General features: G+C 49.5%; 23 protein-coding genes. 15 read left to right on the top strand and 8 right to left on the bottom strand.

Translation table 11 applies throughout. The features are described from left to right. Positions 1–31: 31 nt before the first annotated feature. Positions 32–688 carry a hypothetical protein gene (locus ACO0LE_RS16615; RefSeq protein ID WP_422961458.1) on the bottom strand — a complete coding sequence of 219 codons (657 nt, stop codon included), beginning with the start codon at positions 686–688 and terminating at the stop codon, positions 32–34. Between the two features lie 373 nt (positions 689–1,061). On the opposite strand from ACO0LE_RS16615, the gene pepN reads away from it, so the two are divergent. From pepN to ribA, 3 genes are all read left to right on the top strand, one after another. After that, positions 1,062–3,740, top strand: a complete 2,679-nt coding sequence (gene pepN, locus ACO0LE_RS16610) for an aminopeptidase N (RefSeq protein ID WP_422961457.1) — start codon at positions 1,062–1,064, stop codon at positions 3,738–3,740. A gap of 79 nt (positions 3,741–3,819) precedes the next feature. Further along, positions 3,820–4,821, top strand: a complete 1,002-nt coding sequence (locus ACO0LE_RS16605) for a class 1 fructose-bisphosphatase (protein ID WP_422961456.1) — start codon at positions 3,820–3,822, stop codon at positions 4,819–4,821. A gap of 314 nt (positions 4,822–5,135) precedes the next feature. Then, positions 5,136–5,768: a GTP cyclohydrolase II gene (gene ribA / locus ACO0LE_RS16600; protein ID WP_422961455.1), complete on the top strand. Its 633-nt coding sequence runs from the start codon at positions 5,136–5,138 to the stop codon at positions 5,766–5,768. Positions 5,769–5,909: 141 nt separating this feature from the next. On the opposite strand, the gene ACO0LE_RS16595 is transcribed toward ribA, so the two are convergent. The 5 genes from ACO0LE_RS16595 to zwf all read right to left on the bottom strand — a co-directional run bounded on the left by ACO0LE_RS16595 (position 5,910) and on the right by zwf (position 11,275). Next, the gene (locus tag ACO0LE_RS16595; protein WP_422961454.1) at positions 5,910–6,851 is read right to left on the bottom strand and encodes a DedA family protein/thiosulfate sulfurtransferase GlpE; all 942 of its coding nucleotides are present in this window, start codon (positions 6,849–6,851) and stop codon (positions 5,910–5,912) included. Positions 6,852–6,991: 140 nt separating this feature from the next. Next, on the bottom strand, positions 6,992–7,834 hold the full coding sequence (locus tag ACO0LE_RS16590; protein WP_422961453.1) for an HDOD domain-containing protein: 843 nt from the start codon (positions 7,832–7,834) through the stop codon (positions 6,992–6,994). A gap of 162 nt (positions 7,835–7,996) precedes the next feature. Continuing rightward, positions 7,997–8,899: an SIS domain-containing protein gene (locus ACO0LE_RS16585; protein WP_422961452.1), complete on the bottom strand. Its 903-nt coding sequence runs from the start codon at positions 8,897–8,899 to the stop codon at positions 7,997–7,999. Between the two features lie 230 nt (positions 8,900–9,129). Then, positions 9,130–9,819: a 6-phosphogluconolactonase gene (gene pgl / locus ACO0LE_RS16580; protein WP_422961451.1), complete on the bottom strand. Its 690-nt coding sequence runs from the start codon at positions 9,817–9,819 to the stop codon at positions 9,130–9,132. Continuing rightward, positions 9,806–11,275 carry a glucose-6-phosphate dehydrogenase gene (zwf, locus tag ACO0LE_RS16575; protein ID WP_422961450.1) on the bottom strand — a complete coding sequence of 490 codons (1,470 nt, stop codon included), beginning with the start codon at positions 11,273–11,275 and terminating at the stop codon, positions 9,806–9,808. Before zwf ends, pgl begins: the two co-directional genes overlap by 14 nt. 394 nt (positions 11,276–11,669) lie before the next feature. Here zwf and edd point away from each other — a divergent pair, with 394 nt between their 5' ends. The 7 genes from edd to ACO0LE_RS16540 all read left to right on the top strand — a co-directional run bounded on the left by edd (position 11,670) and on the right by ACO0LE_RS16540 (position 20,795). Further along, positions 11,670–13,532: a phosphogluconate dehydratase gene (gene edd / locus ACO0LE_RS16570; RefSeq protein WP_422961449.1), complete on the top strand. Its 1,863-nt coding sequence runs from the start codon at positions 11,670–11,672 to the stop codon at positions 13,530–13,532. Between the two features lie 68 nt (positions 13,533–13,600). Beyond that, positions 13,601–14,239 carry a bifunctional 4-hydroxy-2-oxoglutarate aldolase/2-dehydro-3-deoxy-phosphogluconate aldolase gene (gene eda / locus ACO0LE_RS16565; protein ID WP_422961447.1) on the top strand — a complete coding sequence of 213 codons (639 nt, stop codon included), beginning with the start codon at positions 13,601–13,603 and terminating at the stop codon, positions 14,237–14,239. Between the two features lie 178 nt (positions 14,240–14,417). Continuing rightward, the gene (pgi, locus tag ACO0LE_RS16560) at positions 14,418–16,064 is read left to right on the top strand and encodes a glucose-6-phosphate isomerase (protein ID WP_422961446.1); all 1,647 of its coding nucleotides are present in this window, start codon (positions 14,418–14,420) and stop codon (positions 16,062–16,064) included. A gap of 279 nt (positions 16,065–16,343) precedes the next feature. Next, a complete protein-coding gene (gene ppc / locus ACO0LE_RS16555) occupies positions 16,344–19,124 on the top strand; it encodes a phosphoenolpyruvate carboxylase (RefSeq protein WP_422961445.1) in 2,781 nt (926 codons plus the stop codon). Positions 19,125–19,269: 145 nt separating this feature from the next. Beyond that, a complete protein-coding gene (mobB, locus tag ACO0LE_RS16550; RefSeq protein WP_422961444.1) occupies positions 19,270–19,824 on the top strand; it encodes a molybdopterin-guanine dinucleotide biosynthesis protein B in 555 nt (184 codons plus the stop codon). A gap of 27 nt (positions 19,825–19,851) precedes the next feature. After that, positions 19,852–20,052: a YjfB family protein gene (locus ACO0LE_RS16545; protein WP_422961443.1), complete on the top strand. Its 201-nt coding sequence runs from the start codon at positions 19,852–19,854 to the stop codon at positions 20,050–20,052. 326 nt (positions 20,053–20,378) lie between these two features. Then, positions 20,379–20,795 (top strand): hemerythrin domain-containing protein, encoded by a 417-nt coding sequence (locus ACO0LE_RS16540; RefSeq protein WP_422961442.1) that lies wholly within the window; start codon positions 20,379–20,381, stop codon positions 20,793–20,795. A gap of 93 nt (positions 20,796–20,888) precedes the next feature. On the opposite strand, the gene ACO0LE_RS16535 is transcribed toward ACO0LE_RS16540, so the two are convergent. Together ACO0LE_RS16535 and ACO0LE_RS16530 are read right to left on the bottom strand one after the other, a co-directional pair. Further along, entirely contained in the window at positions 20,889–21,104 is a 216-nt protein-coding gene (locus tag ACO0LE_RS16535; RefSeq protein WP_422961441.1) for an RNA-binding S4 domain-containing protein, read from the bottom strand. Positions 21,105–21,234: 130 nt separating this feature from the next. Then, positions 21,235–21,513: a hypothetical protein gene (locus tag ACO0LE_RS16530; protein WP_422961440.1), complete on the bottom strand. Its 279-nt coding sequence runs from the start codon at positions 21,511–21,513 to the stop codon at positions 21,235–21,237. A 253-nt stretch (positions 21,514–21,766) separates the two neighbouring features. Here ACO0LE_RS16530 and ACO0LE_RS16525 point away from each other — a divergent pair, with 253 nt between their 5' ends. The 5 genes from ACO0LE_RS16525 (at position 21,767) to ACO0LE_RS16505 (ending at position 25,508) form a co-directional block, all read left to right on the top strand. Beyond that, on the top strand, positions 21,767–22,018 hold the full coding sequence (locus ACO0LE_RS16525) for a DUF2282 domain-containing protein (RefSeq protein WP_422961439.1): 252 nt from the start codon (positions 21,767–21,769) through the stop codon (positions 22,016–22,018). Between the two features lie 16 nt (positions 22,019–22,034). After that, positions 22,035–22,901, top strand: coding sequence for a DUF692 domain-containing protein (locus tag ACO0LE_RS16520; RefSeq protein WP_422961438.1), 867 nt, complete (start codon positions 22,035–22,037; stop codon positions 22,899–22,901). Positions 22,902–23,029: 128 nt separating this feature from the next. Next, positions 23,030–23,731, top strand: a complete 702-nt coding sequence (locus ACO0LE_RS16515; RefSeq protein ID WP_422961437.1) for a putative DNA-binding domain-containing protein — start codon at positions 23,030–23,032, stop codon at positions 23,729–23,731. Between the two features lie 89 nt (positions 23,732–23,820). Then, positions 23,821–24,297 (top strand): DoxX family protein, encoded by a 477-nt coding sequence (locus ACO0LE_RS16510; protein WP_422961436.1) that lies wholly within the window; start codon positions 23,821–23,823, stop codon positions 24,295–24,297. A 107-nt stretch (positions 24,298–24,404) separates the two neighbouring features. Next, on the top strand, positions 24,405–25,508 hold the full coding sequence (locus ACO0LE_RS16505) for a hypothetical protein (RefSeq protein ID WP_422961435.1): 1,104 nt from the start codon (positions 24,405–24,407) through the stop codon (positions 25,506–25,508). Positions 25,509–25,582: the final 74 nt, after the last annotated feature.

Raw genomic sequence — 25,582 nt, 5'->3', positions numbered from 1 at the left:
CGCCTGAGTCGCTTTTTTTACTTGAGATTCCTTATTTTTCTGCCGGTAATTCAACCTCAACCGTCGAGCCACTCACGCCCGGAAAGTGCAAGAACGCGCTATCCATCAAGTAATGCATGCTGGTATTGATTTCGGGATTCAATTGCTCCGTGCTGGCTTTGATTTCACTCATTTTTTTACCGCTCACTTTATCCGTGATAGTCACTTCAAGCTGATGCAGATAATAACGGCGCACACTGATGTCCTGCATTAGCAGGCTGTCGGTGTAATACCGTGGGTAAAAGAAAGGGCGTCGGTATAAAACCATCCCCCGATTGAAATGCATGCGCCAGAATGGATCATACAGAGCTAAATCCCAGGGGGACGACAACTGGATTTCACTTAGGTTGCTAGCGTAGTTCATCGTCACGGAGAGTGCTGCACCGGTGGTACTGGCTGCATCTGCCGAATTTGCCTCGATCAGACCAATTTGGTTTAGCTTCTCGAGTAGTAATTGCTCATAAGCTTTAAATTCCGGGCTGTTAGCTTGCTTCTCCGATTTATCAACGACGAAGCTCTTATTCTTCAGTTCCGCTGGCCATTCGTGAAAAACGCTGACCCGGCTACTCACCGTCGTAGCACATCCCGTCGTGAAGAGAACGGCGCACAGGGATAAAGTAGCTAGGCAATAGTGACGTGTAATTTTCATCGCAAATCTCCTTTCGTTTTAATTTTAGATGATATAAGCCGCAGTAAGTTCGTCTCGTTACGTTTTGTCACGCGAGCCTGTCGCAAGCAAGATGAAAAAGAGAGTGAAATACTTGGCAAATAGTCGAATTAATCTGATTTTTTACCAAATTTTCTATGGTTATGCCTAAAGCAGATGAAGACTGACTGTACAGCTTGGTAAAATACCGGTCTTTGCGCTATGTTGACTACTTACGTGCATAAAACTGTTTTGATCGAGTTGTCTCCGATTGCGGTACACCTGTATTGTCTTTGCAGATACCTCTTGCCAGAATAATTTTGAGCTAGTCCAGCGCTCCCTTTTTCGCTTTTATTTTTACAAGGCATTCGAACTCATGCGTACAGACACTGCTGATACACCGGTCACAATCTTCCGCAAAGATTACATCGCTCCCGGATATTGGGTTGATACTGTTGAAATGGGTTTTGATCTCGATCCGGACGCGACACATGTCGCTACCCGAATGGTCATGCGCCGTAATCACGATAGCAGCGAAAAAGATATTGTTCTGTTCGGTGAATCACTTAAATTATTGCAATTGCGCCTGAACGGCGTCAATCTGAAAAAATCCGCCTACAAAATCGAAGGTGAGATACTACGTATCGCGAACGCGCCTGATGAAGTCACGCTGGAAATTGAAACACTGATCAAGCCGGTCAAGAACACCTCTTTGTCCGGACTGTACACATCGAATCATAATTTTATTACCCAATGCGAGGCAGAAGGTTTCCGCAAAATCACCTGGTTCCCGGATCGCCCTGACGTCATGGCTAGATACACCGTGATGCTGCGTGCAGATAAAAAGAAATATCCAGTTTTGCTGTCCAACGGCAATTTGATTGAGGAGGGGGATCTCGGCGATGGCCGTCATTACGCGAAATGGGAAGATCCTTTCAAAAAACCGTCCTATCTGTTCGCACTGGTTGCCGGAAAACTGGTTTGCCAGGAAGAAAAATTCAAGCTCAAATCCGGCCGGAAAGCCTTGTTACAAGTCTGGGTAGAGGACGGTAATCTGGATAAGACCCAGCATGCCATGGACTCCCTGAAAAATAGCATACGCTGGGACGAAGAACGCTTCGGCCTCGAGCTGGATCTCGATCGTTTTATGATTGTCGCGACTGGCGATTTCAATATGGGGGCGATGGAAAACAAGGGCTTGAATATTTTCAATACCAAGTTTGTCCTAGCGAATCCGCGCATTGCTACTGACGTTGATTACGCCGGTATTGAATCCGTAGTCGGTCACGAATATTTCCATAACTGGACCGGTAATCGCGTGACGTGTCGCGACTGGTTTCAGTTGTCCCTGAAAGAAGGATTAACCGTCTTCCGTGATCAGGAATTTTCTGCCGATCTGGTTGGCACCGCCACTGGCCGTGCTGTCAAGCGTATCGAAGATGTGCGTTTGCTGCGGCAGGTGCAATTCTCTGAAGATGCCGGCCCGATGGCACATCCGGTACGTCCTGATTCCTTTGTCGAAATCAATAATTTTTATACCGTCACGATTTATGAAAAAGGTGCAGAAGTTGTGCGCATGTACTACACCTTGCTGGGACATGACGGTTTCCGTAAAGGCATGGATTTGTACTTCCAGCGGCATGATGGCCAGGCGGTGGAATGTGATGATTTTCGCGCTGCGATGGCCGATTCATCTGGCCGTGATCTGACACAATTTGAGCGCTGGTATAGCCAGTCAGGTACGCCACGTGTGAAGGTCGAGACCCGATTTGATGCAGAAGCTCAGACCTATGACATTACGTTGACGCAATCGAGTTTGCCAGTGACTGGCCAGGCTAAAAAACTGCCTTTCCATATTCCAGTTGCGGTTGGTTTGCTGGATAAAGCGGGAAAGGATATGCCGTTGCAGCTTGACGGTGTCAGTTCTACTGATGCACCAGCTACCTTGGTATTAGAGTTGACCAAGGCGAGCCAGACTTTCCGTTTCACGGGAATTATAGAACAGCCGACGCCATCGATCTTACGTAACTTCTCCGCGCCGGTGGTTCTGGAAATTAATTATAGTGACGAAGAGCTGGGTCATCTGCTCGCGCACGACAGCGACCCGTTCAACCGTTGGGAAGCAGGGCAGCGCCTTGCAACACGCCGTCTGGTAAAACTGACCAAGGCAGTCCAGCAAGCCGAAACGCTGGAGCTTGATACGATGTTCGTCGATGCGTTACGTAAAACATTGAACGACAAAACACTGGATCCTGCTTTCCGCGAACTGGTCCTGACCTTGCCTTCGGAAGCGATGATTGCCGAGGAGTTTAGCGTCGTCGATCCGCAAGCGATTCACGAAGCCAGAAAATTCATGCGCGCTAGCCTGACCCAGCATTTGAAAGCCGATTTCCTGACCGCCTATGAAGAGAATCTGACTTCGGGCAAATACAGCCCGGATGCAGTTTCTGCAGCTAAGCGCGGACTCAAAAATCTGTCCCTCTCTTATCTTCTGGAATGGCCGGATGATGCCACTTTTGATCTGGCTAAAACGCAATTTACAGAGGCAGAAAACATGACCGATCGCTTGGCAGCATTGACTGCGTTGACGAATTTTTCAGGCTCGGTAAAAAATACCAAGTCCGCTGCGCAAGCGTTGAATCAGTTTTATAAAGAATTCAAAAAAGAAGCATTGGTAATCGATAAATGGTTCATGCTGCAAGGTACGGCGCGTACGACGGATGTGGCAAAAGTCCGCGAATTGATGAAGCATCCGGCCTTCACCCTGAACAATCCTAATCGCGCGCGTAGTCTCGTGTTCAGCTTCTGCAATGCGAATCCATCACGGTTTCATGCGGCGGATGGCAGTGCCTATGCTTTGTGGGCGGAACTGGTGATCTCGCTCAATAAAATCAACCCCCAGGTCGCCGCACGTCTGGCGCGCAGCATGGATCGATGGAAGAAGTATCCAAAGAATTTGCAAGCCCATATGAAGGTCGCGCTGCAGAAAGTTGCGGATACCAAGAACCTGTCGAAAGATGTGCTGGAAGTCGTCAGCAAGGCTTTGGCTTCTTAATCGTGACGGTTATATTATTGATGAATTTATTGACGAATCTATCCTAGGTAATGAACCGCCGGGATAACAAAGGAAACTCATGAAACGTGTCAGTCTCACGCAATATCTGGTTGAAGAACAACGCCTGAACAATTCTATTCCTGCCGAATTGCGGCTATTGATCGAAGTTGTTGCACGTGCTTGCAAGACCATCAGCCACGCTGTTGGTAAGGGCGCTTTAGGCGAGGTGCTGGGAACAGCAAGTACCGAAAATATTCAGGGCGAAGTACAGAAGAAGCTAGACATCCTGTCGAATGAGATTTTGCTGGAAGCAAACGAATGGGGCGGTCATCTGGCAGCGATGGCATCGGAAGAGATGGAAAGCATTCATCCGATTCCAAATCGCTACCCGATGGGCGAATACATGCTGCTGTTCGACCCGCTGGATGGCTCCAGCAATATTGATGTGAATGTATCCATCGGTACGATTTTCTCCGTATTGAAAGCACCTGAGGGCATGGCTGCACCGACTGAACAAGACTTTATGCAAGCGGGTAATAAGCAGGTCGCTGCCGGTTATGCCGCGTATGGTCCGCAAACAGTGTTGGTACTCACCACGGGTAATGGCGTGAATTGCTTTACGCTGGATCGTGAAATGGGCTCTTGGGTACTGACGCAACGCAATATGCAGATTCCAGCAGACACCAAGGAATATGCGATCAATGCCTCGAATACCCGTCACTGGCATCCCCCGGTTACCCGTTACGTGAATGAGATGCAGGCTGGTGTGACTGGTCCGCGTGGTAAGGATTTTAATATGCGCTGGATTGCATCAATGGTGGCGGACGTTCACCGTATTCTGAATCGCGGCGGCATCTTTATGTACCCCGCGGATGCACGTGAACCGGATAAGCCAGGCAAACTGCGTCTGATGTACGAAGCTAATCCTATGTCTTTCATCGTTGAGCAGGCAGGTGGCGCATCGACCGACGGCAAGCAGCGTATGCTGGATATTCAGCCTGAAAAACTGCATCAGCGCGTGCCGGTTTTTCTCGGCTCAAAAAATGAAGTGGAACTGGTCACGCGTTACCATCAGGAATAAGGCAACTTCAAGAATTCAATAAGAGCAAAAGTAAAAACAGATCTGCTCTCTTATCAAAAACCCACGAAAATCGTGGGTTTTTTTATTGATGCCTAAGTATGCTTGGAAATTCCGCATGTGCCCATATATCTTACAGGTAAGTAGATAAAGTCAGGTGATTTGGACGAACCGCTCTAGAGCTTGTGCGCCATCAGGGTGCAAAAGTCCGCGGTCGTTTATACTCTTGCCAATGCGGTTCATCGCCATCATTACAGAAATAGTAATAAAGCAAATCATTTCGCGTAAGTCCATTCAGAATAATCCGTGAGAAATTTATGTCTAGCATTGAGACGCCTGTGAGTACTTCAGCTCAGGCATTAGAGTACGTAACGTCCTGCAATTTGCCGACGACCTGGGCAACTTTTCAGATGCATGCCTTTGTGGAGCCGGATACCGGCAAAGAGCATATCGCTTTAAGCTTGGGTGACGTTGCAGACGGCGAGCCAGTGCTGGCGCGTATACATTCCGAATGTCTGACTGGCGATGCTTTGTTTAGCTTGCGCTGTGATTGCGGACCTCAGCTAGAAATGGCATTACAAAAAATTGCGCAAGAGGGTCGCGGCGTGTTGCTGTATCTGCGTCAGGAGGGCCGTGGGATTGGTCTGCTGAACAAGGTACGCGCTTACCACTTGCAGGACCAGGGTGCCGATACCGTCGAGGCAAATCAGCAACTCGGTTTTGCCGCAGATCTGCGCAACTACAGCTTATGCGATCCAATGTTAAAACATCTGGGGATCAGCTCACTCAAACTGATGACGAACAACCCTCGCAAAATTGCCGCGATGGAAGGTCTGAAAATTACAGTCAAAGAACACATCCCGTTGATCATCCGCCGTAATCCGCATAATGAGCGCTATCTCAGCACCAAGGCAACCAAATTAGGGCACCTGATACAGCCAGAACTGTGATGGACGTTGGGCGGTCTTGATTTGACACTGCATCGGGGGCCTGATCTGAAACCAGCTCATGCCCCTGATGCATTATGGTCGTAGGTTAGTAGATTATGCAGATCGCACAGTTACGCCCTCAGCTTATCTTCGGCTAAGCGGTCATGATGGATAGGTATGGATTTCGTGACCAGCCTCTACCCAGGCATCTAAGCCGCCAAGTAATGGCCGCGCCCGTTTATAGCCACGTCCCATCAACAGTTTTACCATCTGTGCTGCTGAGGCTTCGTTCGGACAATTGCAATACACCACAATATCGCTCTCTGGCCTGACATGCGGGATCAGTGTTTGCCACTCATTTAGCGCAATCAGCTTTGCCCCCGGAATATGCCTTCCGTCGAGAGTACGCACCGATGGTGAACGGATATCGACGATCACCGGTGTGTTACCAGAATCCATCATGTCGACCAGCTCATTGACGCTGATGCGGGCGATGGCCAGAATTTTCTGAAAGCGCCAGCGCTGCCACCATTTATAGCTGATGTAAGCGAGCAAAGCGATGCCGGCGATCAGCAGCGCGCCATTACCCAGTTTCATAAACTGACGGCTGATCAGCTCAATATCCGGATGGAATAACCAGCCAAAGCCGATTGCCAGGCTTGCCCATAAAAATATTCCGATCGCATCAAAGAATAAAAATGCCAGTCGAGGCAAGCGCAACGCTCCCGCCATCGGCGCGACGATCAGGGACAGGCCAGGGATAAATTTTGCCACCAGCAGCGTTGTCAATCCCCAGCGTTCAAAACGCGTCTCTGTCTGGCGTACGCAGGAGTCCGGTGACAGCGACAGTCGACATAAAAAAGTCATGACCCGCAAACCGTGACGTTGCCCAATCAGATACCACACCGTGTCACCGATCAGACTTGCCAATACCGTTACCGCCAGCAAGGCCGCCAGAGACACGTGACCATCGGCCGCCAGTGTGCCTGACACAATCAGCGTCGGCACCGTCGGAATCGGCAGCCCCAATTGCATTAGCAAGACATTGCTAAAGACAATGATCAGGCCGTATTGATGGGCGAGTTGTATCAGAGTTTGCATCATGTTGGGACACTACATTACTTCTTTTGTGTTGACGCAAAAAGCGTGAAACATCATTGTATGACGGTCTGAGATTTTTGTTTGGGCAGGGTAAATTAGCTCTGATAAAGGAGAGATCAGTCAGCCATCTTCACTCATCAGTTCTACACGTCGATTTCAGCGTTTAACTTGTCAAATTCAATTTGTGCTTCTGCCAATACCTGTTGCAGAGTCTCTTGACTTAGTCCCAGACTTTCCCACGACTGGCCGCTTATTTCCGGAGCGGTATGATCGGGAGTTGTACTGATACGCAATGCATGTGCGATCCCGTCTCCGACATGAACGATGGTCGCCAAAAATCCCAGGCCAGGTGTATCTGGTTTGTGATGTCCTGCAATCGCTTTTATCATGGCGTCTGAAAACTGCCATTCTTTTGCTAGTGCCTCACCAACTTGGGCATGATCTACTTCTAATAAATGCTGTTCGGCATCTATTTGCGTAAGCTGATGTTCGTTCCTGTACGCAATGCATGATGAGTATTGCGCCGGATGATTGGTAACCAGTACTAATGCACCGATATCGTGTAGCAGGCCGGCAGTAAAGGCGAGGTCGAGGTTGAAACTGAGTCTCTTTGCCAGAATTTTTGCGGCAATGGCTACTGCGTTAGAGTGACGCCAAAATTCTTTGTGACTAAAACCATCACAGTTGTTTTCAGGAAAACAGCCTGACAATGCTGCAGTCATAACGATTTGTTTAAAGGCGTCAATGCCCAGTAAGGAAATGGCTTGCGGTATTGTTCCAACCTTCACCATGGTGGAGTAATACGCAGAGTTCGCATAGCGCAGGGTCTTTGCCGTGAGCGCCATATCCCGATTTACTTTTTGAGCAATGTCCTGAACGTCGAGATCTTCTTTGTCAATATTATTTAACAATTCCATCACGACTGCGGGTAAAGTTGGTAAGTCTTTGACCTCTTGGATGATTTCTTCAATCGCAATTGCTGTCATGCGCCTAACTCCTCCGTTTTTTTGAAGTATTACCTAAATCCCCAAAAAAACCTATGAGTTGTTTGCAAACATTTGTGTTTAATTCGTGTTGTGAAATTTATGCGACAGGGTGGACTGGGCGCTGGTAGTTTTGACGCGGCCATGAGTTGGATCAGAAATGAATTAGTCAACTTTAGAATCGAGTCGTTTTTCGCTGATACTGGCCTTGGCTCGCTCAAGCATATCAATTGCTGCCGGGCCTCGCTGCAGAGTGACCGCGACGGCGAGGGCGTCGATGTAGGTCAGGTGGGCGAGGCGTGAGGTCATCGGAGTATAGATGTCGGGATCTTCTTCGACGTCGACACTGATGTGGACGTCAGCGAGTTCCGCCAGCGGGCCGCCACTGGCGCATAGCACCAGCACTTTGGCGCCGGCGCCTTTGGCGAGTTGTACGCTGCGTATCATGTCGCGGGTGCGACCGGTACGTGAGAAGGCGACGACCACACAATCACTGTTTAACAAGGAGGCGGATTGCGCCTGTAAATGGGCATCGCAAAAGACAGTCGTAGGAATGCCGAACCGGAAAAATTTTAGCTGCGCATCGATGGCCAACGCACCTGAATAACCAAGACCATAACATTCAATCCGGCGTGCGCGTGACAGCAGGTTGACTGCGGCTTCAAAACTTGCAGTGTTGGCTGAATTACGAGCTTCCATCAATGCGGCAATGGTGCGGTCAAATACTTTTGGCAGCACATCACGTACCGAATCTGCCTGATTGACGTCAAGATGCAAAAACGGAATGCCGGTCGCCAGACTCTTGGCAAATGCGAGTTTAAAGGTCTTGAAGCCATCAAATCCCATTGACTGCGAAAATCGTGCAACCGTCGGCTCGCTGACATCACAAGCCTGCGCCAGAACACGGATCGACATCTCCAGTGCATCATGCGGCTTCTGTAATAAAAACTCCGCAACCTGCCGCTCGGCACGACTCAGCGCCGTACTGGCAGTACGTATGCGCGCCAGCAAACCTTTTTCAGATGGAATCGGCTTGGGATCGAGAAGACGGGATACAGAATTTGGCATGGCTTTTTTATAATCACTTATTGTTATCCGAGATTGTCCATCAGGCACGCCTAAGGTGCTATTTGAGCGCTGACGGTGTATTTGCCGATTGTGGTGTGGTTGATGCTCTTCTTTGCTCACGATTCTCAATGAGCGCCGCAGTCATAGCAAAATTCACATCAAAATTTATACCAAAACTTCCTCTGCAAATGTTCCTGTCATCATCTCAAATCTTTATGAGCAATTTCGGATTATGGACACCAAAATACGTCAACATCGCAATGGGCTTCATGCAATAACGCAGCGACGGGTAAAGATGTTTCTGCTGCATTTTCCAGAACACGGCGCTTCTCTGCGCCGGTGATCACGAGCCAGATTCTGTCTGTATTCAGCAAGCGTGGCAGCGACAGAGACATGCGGCTTTGGCGGGTTTGTGGGTGCAGTGCCGCCAGACAAGCCAGGTCATCATGCTGAGTTGGTGCGCCGGGAAATAGCGAGGCAATATGTCCATCCGCACCCATGCCGAGCAAGACCGCGCTGAACGCTTGCGGAATCTGTTCGTCCAGACGATGACTGATCGCTTCTGTCGCTACCTCTGGCGTACGCGCTGCATTTTTCAGCGAGATCAATTTCCATTGCTTGCCATACGATTGCGCCATGCTTTGTTTGAACAGGCCTTCATTACTTTGCGCATCCGCATCATCCACCCAACGCTCATCGGTCGCAACCAATTTCACATTATTGCTGTCACGATGCGACAGCAATTGATCGAGCCGGCGATACAGAGGCGCAGGCGTGGAGCCGCCTGCAAGGGCAAAGTAGGCTGGGAGCCGCGCCAATGCTGCGGTATCGATAATGCCTAACCATTCAGCAACCAGGGCTTCGCTGAGTTCTTCAAAGCTGGCAAAGCTATGTAGCACCATGGTCTCAGCCTTCAACATATTCTTCACCCCAGGCCGCACCGTTTTGCGCAAGCAAATAACTGGACGCCGATGGCCCCCAGCTGCCGGCGATATAGGATTTCAGTCCTTCGCTATCGTTCTGCCATGCAGTCATGATCGGGTCAATCCACGCCCATGCTGCACCGAGTTCATCATCACGCACGAACAGCGTCAGATCACCGTGCATCGCATCAAGCAACAGACGTTCATAGGATTCGACCCTGCGTGAATTTGAGGCTTCGGCAAAATCCAGATTCAGGGCGACATCGGATAAGCGTATGCCTTCACCTGGTTCTTTGGCTTTTAAAAACAGTTGTACGCTTTCTTCCGGCTGCAAAGAAATGACCAGGCGGTTCGAGCGTAAATTACTTTGTGAACTACCAAAAATGGAATACGGAATCGGTTTGAAATTAATCGTGATCTCAGCGCTGCGACTCGCCATGCGCTTACCGGTGCGCAGATAAAATGGCACGCCAGCCCAGCGCCAATTATCGATCTCTGCCTTGATTGCAACAAAGGTTTCTGTGCGCGACGCAGGGGGTACGCCAGGTTCCGCCTGATATGAAATCACTGGCTGACCATCAACCGCACCAGCGCGATACTGGCCGCGTACGGTTTTTTTGCTGATATCTTCCGGAGTAAATTTACGCAGGGCGCGCAGCACTTTAACTTTTTCATCACGGATCGCATCGGGATTGGCATTGACTGGCGGTTCCATTGCAACGATAGAGACGAGTTGCAGCAAATGGTTTTGCACCATGTCGCGCAGAGCACCGGTACGGTCATAAAAGTCGCCGCGTGATTCAACACCGACTTGTTCTGAGATCGAAATTTGTACGTCCTGGATCGATTTACGATTCCACAGCGGCTCGAGAAACGCATTGGCGAAACGCAAGGCCAGCAGATTTTGCACCATCTCTTTACCGAGGTAATGATCGATACGATAGATCTGGTTTTCGCGCAGATAGCTGCGTAATGAAGCATTGATCTCTTTGGCCGACTGAGCATCGCGGCCCAGCGGTTTTTCTAGTACGACACGGGCGTTGCCTTCGACCAGGCCATGCTTGGAGAGTTGCTCTACGATAGGGACGAACAGATCGGGGCCGGTCGCCAGATAGAACAGCGTCGCATTGGTATCGCTGGTTTTGATTTGTTTTTTAAGCGCATCAAAGTCGCTGGCTTCGCGCGCATCGATTTTGGAGTAATGCGTCAGCGCCAGGAAGGCGGCTGTTTTTTCGCTGTGACCCGCATCTTTATCCTCGGTCTTGGCGCCATACGATTCTATGCTGGCCGCGACACGGCTGCGGAAATCCTCATCGGACAAGGCCTCGCGTGCGGCACCGATAAATTGAAAGTCAGCATCCAGACGACCATTGACAAAGGCGCTATACAGGGCAGGGATAATCTTGCGCTTGGCGAGATCGCCGGTGCCGCCAAACAATACAAATGTGGTCATGCTGACTCCAAGGTTGTTCTGAGTTGTAAATGATGATACCGACAGAATAAGCAGGCATTGCGATAGCACAGTGTACGCCCTATGTTGCCCGGGCTTTTTAGCTGTATTCAGGGTACTCAGCAGCTCCTGAGAGCACTTTTTTGCTTAGCTTATTCATGCTTATCTTACTTATGCTTGTAAAGCCCACTGATGAAACGCATTTATGTACCTTGCGCATTGCGTTTATTTTTCTTGATTATGCCAGAATCTATTCAGAAATGTAGTTTCATTACGATAAATTTGTCATTTTTACGTGAAATTCATGAAGATATTTGATTAAATGAAAGTTTGTTACAGAAATTTAGGTTTTATGCTATCTTTACAGTATCCGAAAAAAGCATGAGGCTAGTCTGCCATGAGAACATCTACTTCCGCACTGATTACACCAGAAATTCATCCTGTCGTCGCCCGCGTCACGCAGCGTATTGCCGAGCGCAGCAAGACTTTACGCGGCGCCTATCTGGCGCGGATTCAGAAAATGGCGGGACGTGGTCCGCGCCGCGCAAGTCTGTCCTGTGCCAATCAGGCGCATGCCAATGCCGCGATGGATAGCGGCACCAAGATCTGGCTGAATCAGGCGCAAAAACCGAATATCGGTATCGTCACTGCCTACAACGACATGTTGTCCGCGCATCAGCCTTACGAATCCTATCCGCAACAAATCCGCCAGGCAGCCTTACGCTTTGGCGGCACCGCGCAAGTCGCCGGTGCGGTGCCTGCCATGTGTGACGGCGTGACACAAGGTCGTCCTGGCATGGAGTTGTCGCTGTTTTCGCGCGATGTGATTGCGCAGGCGACCGCGGTGGCTTTATCGCATGACGCTTTTGATGCGACTTTATGTCTGGGAATCTGCGACAAGATCGTGCCGGGCTTATTGATCGGTACGCTGGCATTCGGCCATCTGCCAACTATTTTTATTCCCGCCGGCCCGATGGGATCTGGCCTGTCGAATAAAGAAAAAGCTGCCGTGCGTGAGCGCTACGCCCAGGGCAAGGCAACTAAAGAAGAACTGCTGGCGGCCGAGAGCGCGGCGTATCACAGCGCTGGTACATGTACTTTCTACGGAACCGCAAATAGTAATCAGATGCTGCTGGAGGCAATGGGCTTGCATCTGCCTGGTGCTGCTTTTGTCCATCCGGGCGATCCTCTGCGCCACGTACTGACCGACGCGGCGGTCGAGCGCGTATTGCAATTGACCGAGCAGAGCGGCAACTACACACCGATTGGCGAATTGGTGAATGAAAAAACCATCGTCAATGCCGTGATCTCTCTGCTGGCAACTGGTGGCTCGACAAATCATACGATCCACTGGATTGCGGTAGCGCGTGCTGCCGGTATTCTGATTGACTGGCAGGACTTTGATGAATTGTCGTCAGTGATCCCGTTGCTGTCCCGTGTTTATCCGAACGGCACAGCAGACGTGAATGCGTTTGAAGATGCAGGCGGACCGACATTTGTCATTCGTGAATTGCTGTCTGCTGGCCTGATGCACGCAGATGTTAAAACGGTATATGGCGATCAAGGTCTGGCAGGGCATATCAATCGCCCGGCCCTAGTCGAAGGCGCTGCTGGCAATCAAGTTCAGTGGCAAGCTTCTCCTGCAGTTTCTACAAATAAAGACGTCGTGCGGAATGTGACGGAGCCGTTTGCTGCGACGGGCGGTTTGCGTCTGTTGCAGGGCAATCTCGGTCGTGCGATTGTGAAAGCTTCTGCCGTGCCGGAAGACGCATGGATCGTGCGTGCGCCGGCGATTGTATTTGAGTCACAGGACGCATTAGTTGGTGCATATAAAGCAGGTCAGTTGAACAAGGATTTTGTCGCTGTCGTGATTTTTCAGGGACCGCAGGCGAACGGAATGCCAGAGCTGCATCACTTCACGCCAGTGCTCGGCAGTCTGATGTCGGCGGGTTATAAGGTGGCGCTGGTGACGGATGGTCGTATGTCCGGTGCCAGCGGGAAAATTCCTGCGGCGTTGCATGTGAGTCCCGAGGTTGCCCAGGGCGGACCGCTAGGCAAAGTACGCGATGGCGATCTGATTGAAGTCAATGTTCATACGGGCGAGTTGCGAGCTCTGGTCGATGAGGCGGAATGGGCAAGTCGTACAGTGCGCCAGCCATCTGCTACCGAGACTTTTGATTACGGCCGTGAGTTGTTTGCCGCGCAGCGACGGGTCGTGACAGCGCCTGAGCATGGGGCATCAACCTTGTTTATTGATTAAGCGATTAAGCGGCTAAGCGACTAAGCAATTAAAGCATCATTCACCTATACAACGGGAGCGAGACCAAAATGATTCACACCAAACAAAGCATCATTCAGCAATTAGAACAAATCCGCGTCTTGCCGATTCTGGTGACGGATGATGTGGATCAGGCGATTCGTTGTGTAACGACTCTGGCAGAAAACGGTTTGCCAGCGGTTGAGATAACACTGCGTACGCCGAATGCAATGACGGTATTGCGTGAAGTGGTGAAAGCTTGCCCGGATGTGACGGTCGGTGCCGGAACGATTTTGACCTATGCGCAACTGGATGCCGTGAAATACGCTGGTGCTGCATTCGGCATCAGTCCTGGTATTACACCGGCACTGGCAAAGGCAGCGGCAGAGTCAGGCTTACCTTACTTCCCCGGTGTCGGTGGTGCGAGTGACCTGATGCTGGCGCTGGAGCATGGTTTTGATGTGGTTAAGTTGTTCCCTTCCGACATCGTCGGCAGTACCAAAATGGCCAAAGCTTTAGGCGGTCCTTTCCCTGACGTGCGTTTTTGCCTCACTGGCGGCGTCACGGTTGAGGCGACGCCCGCGTTGCTGCAACAAAAAAATATCCTGTGTGTCGGCGGCTCTTGGATGTGTCCGGCCAATCTGATCAATGCGGGCGACTGGCAGGCTATCGCCAATTTGGCGGCGCAGGCTGCGGCGGCGGGTAAGTAAGCCGTTTAGCTACTACCTGAAATACTATACTGGTAGGGTGTATAAGTTTATTTTTCTTAACGCACTAATAAACAGGAGCGGTTAAGAGGGTAATAATCAGATACTCCCTATAAAGTGATTCGTAAGCTGGCTCTTTTTTCATTTTTTTGATCTCCACGTCACTCTGAAGCAATCGATCATGGTTACCTCTGTTTCCCGCACTCCTCTTTGGTGTTTGCTGCAACAACGCGCGACTAATCTGCCTGGTCTGAAAGAATTATTTCGCGCCGATCCGCAGCGTTTCACGCATTTTTCTGCATCGGCTTGCGGCATTTTGCTGGACTACTCCAAGCAGCGTATGGATACCACGGCGAAACTGAATTTGCTGGCGCTTGCGAGGCAGCAAGATGTCGAGAGCCGTCGCGATGCGATGTTGCGCGGCGAAGCAATTAACCATACCGAAAATCGTGCGGTATTGCACACGGTATTACGCTTGCCCAAAGGTGAATCGTTTTATCTGAATGGCGACAATATTGCCGCAGACGTACATCAGGTTCTGGCGCAGATGCGTACTTTTAGCGACGCCGTGCGCGAAGGTCGCTGGCTTGGTTATACCGGCAAAGCGATACGTACGATTGTCAACATCGGGATCGGTGGCTCTGATCTCGGTCCACAAATGGCCTGCATTGCACTGGCACCATGGTCGCAAAAAAATCTATCCCTGCATTTTGTGTCGAATGTCGATGGCCGCCATGTGGCTGACGCATTGAAGAATGCTGATCCTGAGACGACTTTATTCGTGGTGGCGTCGAAGACATTTACGACAATGGAAACATTGACCAACGCCCGTACTGCACGTGAATGGATGCTGGCGCACGGTTGTCCTGCCGATCAGATCCGTCAGCATTTTGTCGCGCTGAGTACCAATGTGAAAGCCGCTGCGGAATTCGGTATCGCTGAAGAAAACGTATTTCCGTTCTGGAACTGGGCTGGTGGCCGTTACTCGATGTGGAGTGCGATCGGCCTGTCGATTGCCCTGTACGTAGGGGCCGACCGGTTTGAAGAAATGCTGGCTGGCGCGCATGAGATGGACCTACATTTTGCGCAAGCGCCGCTTGAGCATAATCTGCCGGTATTGATGGCATTGATCGGTATCTGGAATATTAATTTCCTCGGTCTGCAAGCCTTGTCGATTGCACCGTATCATCAACGAATGACGCGCTTGCCTGCGTATTTGCAGCAACTCGAAATGGAGAGCAACGGCAAGTCTGTGACCAGAGAAGGGCAGCGCGTCGATTACGCCACGTCACCGATTTTGTTCGGCGAAGCAGGTACCAATGGTCAGCATGCTTACTTTCAGTTGTTGCATCAGGGCGCGACGATTATCCCGACGGATTTTATTGTGGTCGCTGATGATGATGCGGGGTTGCCAAGCCACAATAAAGCCTTGCTCGCCAATTGCTTCGCGCAATCCAAGGCAATGGCATGGGGCAAAGATATTGGCGAAGTGCGTGCCGAATTGGGTGATTTACCTGAAAAGGTACTGGCGCCGCGCGTCTTTGAAGGCAATCGTCCGACGTCGACCTTGTTGCTGGATTCATTGACGCCGCGCTCACTCGGCGCACTGATCGCTTTGTATGAGCACAAGGTATTTGTGCAATCCGTGATCTGGGATATCAATGCATTTGACCAGTGGGGTGTCGAGCTGGGTAAATCGCTGGCGCAACAGCTGATCAGCCTGGATCCATCCTCTGTTAAAGAAGATTACGATAGCTCTACCCGTGGTTTGTTAAATGCCATCGGTAAGCGCGATAAGTTGACGATGCAATCTAGTAAAGCGGCATAGAAAGCGGCATAGCAGTAACGAAATACACATGCATCGAAACACAGAAATATCGACTATCTGTATGGTCTGAACAGAGCGCTCTGAATTGTTGTAAGTTGTCCGTCATGTTTTTGCGGTAGTCTGATGTTTGTATGTTTAACGCTGGTATGACTCTGCTACAACGTTGCTGTAGCCCTAGTTTCGTAGCACATGCTGGCGTGCCGGATTGGTGTAAGGCATACAAAGATCGATAAAATTTTTCATCTCCCGATTTCCTTTCGTCTCATAAAATCTGCCCTTATGAATGCTCATCTCCATCCAAAAATCGATCTGACCGAAGACGACAAAGACCAAAGCCTGCGTGACGACATCCGCCGCCTTGGCCGCATACTGGGCGATACCGTGCGCAATCAGCACGGCGACCAGATTTTTGATCTGATTGAGACAGTACGACAAAATTCGATCCGCTTTCGTCGTGATGCCGATGAGGCGGCGCGTGAGGCGCTGGAGTCGACACTCGATACGCTGACGAATGACCAGACTACGCAAGTGATTCGGGCGTTTAGTTATTTTTCGCATCTGGTCAATCTGGCAGAAGATCAGCATCACATCCGCCGCACCCGCAAGCATCTGATCGCTGGTTCGGCACCGCGTGCCGGTAGTCTGGCGCATACGATTGAGTCGTTGTACAACACAGGACATAGTACGCAGCAATTGCTTGATTTTTTTCAGACTGCGGAAGTCAGTCCAGTGCTGACGGCGCACCCGACCGAGGTGCAGCGTAAAAGTATTTTGAATTGTCAGATGGTGATTACACGCCTGCTCGATGAGCGTGACCGTATGCAATTGACGCCGGAAGAATCAGCTGCGAATGAAGAAGCACTCAACCGCGCTGTACTGACTTTGTGGCAGACCCGTATGCTGCGCACCTCTAAATTGTCAGTGCTTGATGAGGTCGAAAACGGTCTGAGTTTTTATGACTATACATTCTTGCGCGAATTGCCAAGTCTGTATGCGGGACTGGAAGACCTGCTGAGCAGCAAAGAGGGCAATATGCAGGCAATTGATTTGCCTAGTTTCATGAAGATGGGAAGCTGGATAGGTGGCGATCGTGATGGCAATCCCTTTGTCACCGCCAGCGTATTAGAAAAAACACTGGCAATGCAATCGAACCGCGCGTTCACTTTTTATCTCGGTGAACTACATACGCTGGGCTCGCAGCTGTCGATGGCAACGTTGCTGGTGAATGTTTCACCAGACTTATTGGCATTGGCGCAGCGTTCGCCAGATCATTCTCCACACCGCTCGGATGAGCCCTATCGCCTGGCTGTCAGCGGCATCTATGCACGCTTGGCAAAGACCTACAAACAATTGCTTGATGCGGAGCCGGCGATTCTTGCATCTGGCGATGCTGAGGCTTATACAAGTGCAGAAGAATTGGTAGCCGATCTCGATGTCGTGCACCAGTCCTTATTTGATAACGGCTCTGCCGCTTTAACGCGTGGTCGTTTGCGCCATCTTCGCCGCGCTGTGCGGGTATTTGGCTTTTATCTTGCACCGATTGATTTGCGTCAAAATTCCGATGTGCATGAGCGTGTTGTTGCAGAATTGCTGGAGGCCGCCAATCCAGGTACCAATTATCTGCAACTGAACGAAGAACAGCGCGTTGTCTTGCTAGCAGAAGAAATTGCATCAACCCGGCCATTGGCGTCGCCGTATCTCGAGTATTCAGAAGAAACGCAGTCCGAACTGGCGATCTACCGTGGTGCGCGCACAGCGCAACTGAGCTATGGCAAAGGTGCGGTACCCAATTGCATCATCTCTAAGACCGATGGCGTCTCCGATATGCTGGAGCTGGCGGTGCTATTGAAAGAAGCGGGCTTATTGCATCCTCTCGAAGGCAGCCTGGACGTCAATATCATTCCTTTGTTTGAGACGATTGGCGACTTGCAAAACAGTGCGCCTGCGATGGACAGATTGTTAGCATTGCCTGCTTATGCACGCTTGCTGGCAAGCCGGGGAAATGCGCAAGAAGTCATGCTCGGGTATTCGGACAGTAACAAGGACGGCGGTTTCCTGACTTCCGGCTGGGAGTTGTATAAGGCTGAGCTGGATCTGGTCACGATCTTTGCCAAACATCAGGTGCGCCTGCGCTTATTCCATGGTCGCGGTGGCTCGGTCGGTCGCGGTGGTGGACCTAGTTATCAGGCGATTCTGGCGCAGCCGGCGGGTGCGGTGCAAGGACAGATACGTTTGACTGAGCAAGGTGAAGTCATCACCGCGAAGTACGGCAATCCGGAAGTCGGCCGCCGTAATCTGGAGGTGCTGGCAGCGGCAACGCTGGAAGCCAGTTTGCTGTCGCACTCAGAGCCAGAGCCGCCCGCAGAGTTTTTAAAAGTCATGGAAGAGTTGTCGGATCACGCCTTCCGCGCGTACCGGAATATGGTGTACGAGACTGAAGGGTTTGAGCAATATTTCTGGGAGTCTACCGTGATCTCTGAGATCGCCGGATTGAATATCGGCAGTCGTCCGGCATCACGTAAAAAATCGACCGCGATTGAAGATCTGCGCGCTATTCCCTGGGTATTTAGCTGGTCACAATGTCGCCTGATGCTACCTGGCTGGTTTGGTTTTGGTTCCGCGGTGCAAAGTTACCTGAAGGCCCATCCGGAGAATGGTTTGCAGACCTTGCAGGCGATGTTTAAGACCTGGTCATTTTTCTCAACGGTGTTGTCTAATATGGAGATGGTGCTGGCCAAGAGCGATATTGGAATCGCCAGTCGTTACGCCCAGCTGGTGAAAGATGAGGCATTGCGCGACCGGATTTTCCCGCGTCTGAAGGCTGAGCATGAGGCAGCGATTGCTGCGTTGACAGCAATCTCTGGCCAGTCCGAATTGTTGTCGGCAAATCCTTTGCTAAAACGCTCGATCAGTAACCGCTTTCCGTATCTCTCACCTTTGAATCACGTACAGGTTGAATTGCTTGAGCGTTATCGTAACGGCGACCCGGATGAGCGCGTGCGTCGCGGTATTCACTTGTCCATTAATGGTATTGCGGCAGGTTTGCGAAATAGCGGCTGACCAGTGATTCTGATGGATACTTGTTGAGATTGCGTGAGTTGCACCAGGTGCAGGAACAATAATTCAATGTAAAATCTGTGCGCTTGTTTGCTAAACTTGGTCGAGCAAACGTGTAAAAACGGACCACATTGATTTAGGAATCTGGATGTCAAACCATTTACTTGGTATCGTCGGCTGGTCCGGCAGCGGTAAAACGACTTTGCTGGAATATCTGATTGCTGCTCTTTGCAGCAGTGGTTTGAAGGTGAATGTGGTCAAGCACAGCCACCATGACATTATTCTGGAACCCTCGCACAAAGACAGCGCCCGCTTTCGCCGCGCGGGGGCAAATGAAGTCTTGCTTGCATCGCCATTTCGCTACGCGATTACCAGCGAGTTGCGCGAACAGAACGAGCCGGGTTTGCTGGAATTACTGCCCAGACTTGCGCCGTCAGATTTGATTTTGATTGAGGGGTATAAGTGGGAAGCGGTTGCTAAAATCGAAATCCACCGCCCCGGCCTAGGCAAGCCTGCCTTATATCCAGATGATCCACACATTGTCGCGGTAGCATCAGATATCCTCAGGCCCGAAGGTCTGAGGGCAGATCTGGTCTGGCTGGATTTAAATCTGCCCGAGCAAATACTTGCCTGGATTCAATCATCTTTAGCAAAAAATTTATTCTTGCAAGACCCTAAAGTAGGGATGGATGTACGCCGATAACTAGATACGAAGTTCTGGGAGATTGTCATGGATGTTACAGGAATTGCCAGTGTATCAACAACTTTGGCGGATGTCGGCATTAGCCAAGCAGTCAGTGTTGCCGTCTTGAAAAAAGCCTTGGATGTCAGCGCCGAAAGCGCGACCGCATTGATCGAAGCGATCCCGGATAATAAAGCGATATCGAATTTGCCACCAAATCTCGGAAGAAACATCAATACGACAGCCTAGATAATCTAGTTAATCATTCGTAGCAAAAAAGCACAGCCTTAGCCGCTGTGCTTTTTTTATGATTGCGAGGAGAAGGAAATTGATGAGGGTTTTTTTATCCTGCCTCAAGCGAAAAAATCTTGGATCAGTGATAATCCTAAAAAGGATAGTTGATCTCTCTTGATCACTCAGTATTGTCCGGAGAGCCAAGCGAGCATTGAGGTTCGCGGTATTCTCAGTGGCACGTTTTGATGCCGGGTGATTGCAGGATTGTCTGTTCAATACGGTTCAATCATCGTTTTCAGAATAATTTCACCGATATATAGATCGAGCAAAAAAGGATAAGTATGAGCGATACCAACTGGGGTTGGTCTGACCGATTAAAGTTGCAGTACGAGCCAATGGACGAGACACATCAGGAGTTCGTGATGTTATGCGCGGCATTGTCAGAGGATAACCCCGATACGTTCATTGCAAGACTAGACGCTTTAATTGCGCACTCAGTCGAGCATTTTGAACAAGAAAATCAGTGGATGACGAGCAATGCATTTCCGCCTGCTGGTTGTCACATGACTGAGCATGATGCTGTCTTGCAAGTGATGCGTGAGGTCCGCCGTCGTATAGTCGAAGCAGGGGAGATGGATCTGGCAGCAAGGCTGGCCGAAGAATTGCCGCTATGGTTCGAACACCATGTCGATACGATGGACAATATGCTGGCCCGCTTTATGACAACTGAGGCGATTACGGCAGCTCAGCCAGCATAGGTAAAGCTTAAGGACATTTTTCGCCGGCAGACGAATCTACCGGCCGATGCAGAGATCAGTAGTTAAGCACTCCGGTACTTAAGCACTCATTAATTAAGCACTGACTTTAATCCGGACGTCACCCAAGATCACGATTTGACCCGCACGGATTTTGGCCGTTTTACGTAATTCTTGCTTTCCGTCTACTTTCACTGAACCGCTGGAGACGATGACCTTGCCAGCGCCGCCGCTGTCGCACAGGCCAACGAGTTTTAATAACTGGTTGAGTTCTACAAATTCACCTTCGAGGCTAAAGCTAAGGTCTTGCATAATGTTCCTGATTGGTTAACATAGATTATGATCGTTGCGGACTATAAAAGCTTTTTTGCAATGCCCGAATAAATCTCCTGCCGACTCATCTGCCGGGCTCCGCATGTCTGGTGAGCGGCTGGCAGGTACACTAAATTGCCTTCACTATCTGAATTTCAGCTTTGTCCAACCATAGAGCAAGCTGAGCTAACAGCTCATGCTGACTGAATGAACAGCTTTCTTCGCTAAACAGGCTGCCTGATTCCAATCTACCCAATAAATTTTCCATCACCTCTGCATACCTTTGCGGTAGTTGCTGCGTCACAGCATGATCAACACGCCATTCCTGGCAGAATTGCACAACGGACAGATCTTGCTGTTGTAGCAATCCGATTGTCTCTCTTAAGTGCATCAGATTTTGAGTTGACATTTAGGAGGACTATTTTGATGGTGAAGCGGTCGTGATAGTATCGTTCGCGGATTTTTACCATTATAGTGAATCTGATCGTCAAAGCCTTGCGTAAAGATCAAAGCAGGATATCGATAGCAGCTATGAGAAAAGTAGATGGCGATATTTTCTCAAAAAATGTGTAAGGTATTCTGGCTTTGCCCGACTATTGATCGTAAGTGATTTTTATTAGTCTTTTTTACGATTCTTTCTTTAAATTTTTCAGGAGATAAACATGAATAACAAGGCATTGATCGCAGTCGCATTAGCAAGTTTAGTGGGTTCTACAGTGGCGTTGGCAGCAGAGCCAGCAAAAACAGAAAAATGTTTTGGTATCGCTAAAGCTGGTCAAAACGATTGCGCAACCAAAACAGGTTCTCATTCCTGCGCAGGTCAGGGCAAGAAAGACATGGATCCAAATGAGTGGAAAAAAGTCCCGGCCGGTACTTGTGAAAAAATGGGCGGCAAGGTCGAAAGCAAAGCATAAATCGGCAACGCAGTAATTGAGCCTTATTGCCGACTCATTGCAGCAAGTCAATCCTGACCTCGGCGTCGGGATTGGTTTGCGCAGTCAGCACTATCGTGATTTTCTCAATGCCACTGTCGATATTGGCTGGCTAGAGGTGCATTCAGAAAATTATTTTGGTGATGGCGGTTATGATCTGCATGTATTGCAGACTTTACGCCAGGATTACCCTGTCAGCCTGCATGGTGTGGGGCTTGGTCTGGGCTCCGCGCAGGGGTTTAGCCAAACTCATCTGCATAAACTCAAAAAACTGGTACATCGAATTCAGCCTGCTCTGGTATCCGAACACTTATGCTGGGGTGCTATTGCGGGGCGTCATTTAAACGATTTGCTTCCCCTCCCATTAAGACAAGATGCTCTGGCATTGATGTGCGAACGTATTGATCAGTTGCAAAACTTGTTGCAAAGATCCGTCTTGATTGAAAACGTATCGACCTATCTGCGTTTTGCCGAAGATGAGATGTCTGAGGCTACGTTTCTGGTCGAACTTGCGCGTCGTACCGGCTGCGGCATTTTACTGGACGTGAATAATCTCTTCGTCAATCAGCATAATCACGGCGAGAGCGCCGATGCTGCGCTAATGGAATTGACCCATCTTCCAAATGGCGTGATCGGAGAGATTCATCTCGCAGGACATTTGCGCAGTGACGATTGCCTTATCGATCATCACGGTTGCAGCGTTGCTCCTGAAGTCTGGAAATTGTATGAAAAAGCTTGCACACTGTTCAGCCCAGATATTCCGGTATTGATTGAATGGGATACGGATATTCCTGCATTACCGGTGGTACTGGCGGAGGCTGCCAAAGCTGACTTATACCGCGCTAATGCCAAGGTGGTTGCATGACATTGAACAATCCATCCCCGCTTAGGCTGGCCAATAGAGCTACACTGACTGAATTGCAATTGCTATTTTCTGAGTGCTTGATTGCTCCTGTATCTACTGCTGAATCAGTTTTAGAGTCAAATGCAGCGATGAATATATTTAGCACCAAGCCCTCACAGATCACATCGCGGCTTGCCACTTATCGGGGCAATCTGACGGCAATCTGGAGCCAGACCTTGAAAAATGTCTATCCCGTACTCCATCAATTAGTCGGTGAAGAATTTTTTGCACAAATGGCGAGAGAATATGGTCGCCGCTATCCATCAACTTCGGGTGACCTGAACGAGTTCGGTGTTTCTCTGGCGACTTTTCTGGAAGATGAGGAACTTGGTTTGTCTGCGGACTATCCTTACTTTCCAGATGTCGCAAGAGTAGAGTGGCTGTTACATCAGGCCTATTATGCCGAGGATAAATCCACGTTACGTTTGCCAGAGTTAATCAGCCGCTTCGGTGCGCAGTTTGCTGATGCGTCGCTGGAACTACATCCTTCGTGTCAATTAATTGTATCGGACTGGGCTAGCGCTGATATCTGGCTTGCCCACCAAATTATCGGCAATGAGATGTTTCTCTCAGAGATACAGCGCAAAAATCACATCTTGATTCATCGTCAAAACTGGACGCCTGCTGTTCACGTCATCGATACCGCGTCTTACGCCGCTTTGCAAGCTTTGTCGCAGGGAAGCATTCTTGGTCAAGCTCTAGAACTTGCTGTCGAATGTGATGCGGAATTCCCGATTACCGAGCGCCTTCAGCAATGGTTTCAGTGGGAATTATTTGTTCTAACCAGTTAAATGGCAAAGATATATTGTAAGAACTCCTCGTCAACTCCGACTAATGATCTACAGGAATCCTGATATCAATCAATTAAACGGGGAAGAATATGAATCAATTTTTACGCTTACATCAACTGACCACGCAATTCGATCACCTGCTACAAGAATGGGGCGGCGCTTTGCTGAATCTTGGGCTGCGTATTTTCGTCGGCTGGCAATTTTTAAAAGCAGGAATGATCAAAGTTCAGGATTGGGAGGGAACACTGTCTTTGTTCCGCGAAGAATATGCCGTACCTTTACTACCTCCTGAATTAGCCGCTTTCATGGGCGCGGGCGGTGAGCTGTTTTTGCCTTTACTTCTGATCACAGGATTATTTTCACGTCCTGCGGCGCTTGGACTGTTTGTCGTGAACACGATGGCAGTGATTTCTTATCCTCAACTCTGGAAATTTGAATGCCCTGCAGCGATTAATGATCATTTGTACTGGGGATTGCTACTTCTGGTTTTTTTGGTATTTGGTGCGGGAAAGTTCTCTTTGGACAGCTGGATTAATTCCTATTACAAGCGTAACCAATCAACTTGAATAATTTAATTCGGCTGTTTTTTTGATTTTCTTGATTGCCATAAGATTAAATCATATAAAAATGACATAAAATATTGTTTCTTTAAAATGACATCCTGAAATATCTTATGGTTAACATATCTAAGTTTTTTTTCAAATCATTATTTACTCTGCTGACCTTACTTACTTTTGCCGGTAATTCTTATGCAGTTACTCCGCAAAGCGGATGGTGGTGGAATCCTGCTGAGGGTGGTCGAGGCTTTACCCTTGAAGTACAAAACGGCAGTATGTTTATGGCCGGGTATCTATACGACCCTTCTGGTCGAGCAACCTGGTATGCCGCTGGCCCGAGTTTGATGACGGGCTCGACATTTACCGCACCCTTGACGACTTATCTTGGCGGGCAAACTTTAAACGGAAGCTATCATTCAACCACTGGCACTATGAATAGTGGCACGGTGAGCATGACTTTTAGCGATCCTAGCCATGGCACTTTGACTTGGCCAGGCGGAACTGTCGCGATTGAACGGTTTGACATTGTTTCTTCCGGTGCGAGTGCCGTTCCCGCCGCAGGAACTCCAGAGACTGGCTGGTGGTGGAATTCTGCGGAAGGCGGGCGGGGATTTTCGATTGAGATTCAAAAGGGCACGATGTTTCTGGCAGGCTATATGTACGATAGCGCGGGGAATCCGATCTGGTACGCTTCCGGCCCTACCGCGATGAGTAGTCAGTACAGCTACAAAGGTGTTTGGCAACAATATGGCAATGGGCAAACCCTGACCGGCGCGTATAAACCCGCGTCTGTTGTGAATGCAAATGTCGGTGCAATTAGCTTGACCTTTAATAATTCAACGTCAGCAACTTTGGTTTTGCCCAACGGAACGTCGATTCCTTTAACTCGTTTTAGTTTTGGTGGTGCAACCATACCAATTCAAAACTTTGCTGGCGCTTATGCAGGAAGCTACAGTGGTTATGATTCGGGAACATTTAATGTGAACGTGTCTCCAGCGGGGGCAATAACAGGTTCAGGATATTCAAATACTGATAAATTGTCGTTCGGTGTCTCTGGTAATGTTGGGACTGGAGGTTCTGTCTCAATGACGACCAATGGATCTGCGGGTTCGGCATTGTTTTCTGGCAGTATTAATTCTTCTTCCGGCACGGTATCTGGTAAATGGAATTTTGTGGCATCACCGACTTACGGCGGTTCTTTTACTGGTCAAAAGCAATAAATTTTTCAAATACAAAAAACGCATACAAAATAAAAAAGCATGGATACCCATTTGATTGGGATCCGTGCTTTTTT

It is taken from the genome of Undibacterium sp. Xuan67W (assembly GCF_049340165.1).
Taxonomy (GTDB): domain Bacteria; phylum Pseudomonadota; class Gammaproteobacteria; order Burkholderiales; family Burkholderiaceae_D; genus Undibacterium.
Note: the sequence above shows the minus strand (reverse complement) of the source record. Positions and strands in the feature narration are given on the sequence as shown.

Coding starts and splice junctions, on each gene's coding strand:
- ACO0LE_RS16545 (WP_422961443.1), top strand. CDS start 19,852: ATGGATGTTACAGGAATTGCCAGTGTATCAACAACTTTGGCGGATGTC.
- ACO0LE_RS16585 (WP_422961452.1), bottom strand. CDS start 8,899: ATGCCAAATTCTGTATCCCGTCTTCTCGATCCCAAGCCGATTCCATCT.
- ACO0LE_RS16525 (WP_422961439.1), top strand. CDS start 21,767: ATGAATAACAAGGCATTGATCGCAGTCGCATTAGCAAGTTTAGTGGGT.
- ACO0LE_RS16605 (WP_422961456.1), top strand. CDS start 3,820: ATGAAACGTGTCAGTCTCACGCAATATCTGGTTGAAGAACAACGCCTG.
- pgl (WP_422961451.1), bottom strand. CDS start 9,819: ATGTTGAAGGCTGAGACCATGGTGCTACATAGCTTTGCCAGCTTTGAA.
- ACO0LE_RS16515 (WP_422961437.1), top strand. CDS start 23,030: ATGAATATATTTAGCACCAAGCCCTCACAGATCACATCGCGGCTTGCC.
- ACO0LE_RS16615 (WP_422961458.1), bottom strand. CDS start 688: ATGAAAATTACACGTCACTATTGCCTAGCTACTTTATCCCTGTGCGCC.
- ACO0LE_RS16590 (WP_422961453.1), bottom strand. CDS start 7,834: ATGACAGCAATTGCGATTGAAGAAATCATCCAAGAGGTCAAAGACTTA.
- ppc (WP_422961445.1), top strand. CDS start 16,344: ATGAATGCTCATCTCCATCCAAAAATCGATCTGACCGAAGACGACAAA.
- ACO0LE_RS16510 (WP_422961436.1), top strand. CDS start 23,821: ATGAATCAATTTTTACGCTTACATCAACTGACCACGCAATTCGATCAC.
- pgi (WP_422961446.1), top strand. CDS start 14,418: ATGGTTACCTCTGTTTCCCGCACTCCTCTTTGGTGTTTGCTGCAACAA.
- pepN (WP_422961457.1), top strand. CDS start 1,062: ATGCGTACAGACACTGCTGATACACCGGTCACAATCTTCCGCAAAGAT.
- eda (WP_422961447.1), top strand. CDS start 13,601: ATGATTCACACCAAACAAAGCATCATTCAGCAATTAGAACAAATCCGC.
- ACO0LE_RS16535 (WP_422961441.1), bottom strand. CDS start 21,104: ATGCAAGACCTTAGCTTTAGCCTCGAAGGTGAATTTGTAGAACTCAAC.
- ACO0LE_RS16540 (WP_422961442.1), top strand. CDS start 20,379: ATGAGCGATACCAACTGGGGTTGGTCTGACCGATTAAAGTTGCAGTAC.
- ACO0LE_RS16505 (WP_422961435.1), top strand. CDS start 24,405: ATGGTTAACATATCTAAGTTTTTTTTCAAATCATTATTTACTCTGCTG.
- zwf (WP_422961450.1), bottom strand. CDS start 11,275: ATGACCACATTTGTATTGTTTGGCGGCACCGGCGATCTCGCCAAGCGC.
- ribA (WP_422961455.1), top strand. CDS start 5,136: ATGTCTAGCATTGAGACGCCTGTGAGTACTTCAGCTCAGGCATTAGAG.
- edd (WP_422961449.1), top strand. CDS start 11,670: ATGAGAACATCTACTTCCGCACTGATTACACCAGAAATTCATCCTGTC.
- mobB (WP_422961444.1), top strand. CDS start 19,270: ATGTCAAACCATTTACTTGGTATCGTCGGCTGGTCCGGCAGCGGTAAA.
- ACO0LE_RS16530 (WP_422961440.1), bottom strand. CDS start 21,513: ATGTCAACTCAAAATCTGATGCACTTAAGAGAGACAATCGGATTGCTA.
- ACO0LE_RS16595 (WP_422961454.1), bottom strand. CDS start 6,851: ATGATGCAAACTCTGATACAACTCGCCCATCAATACGGCCTGATCATT.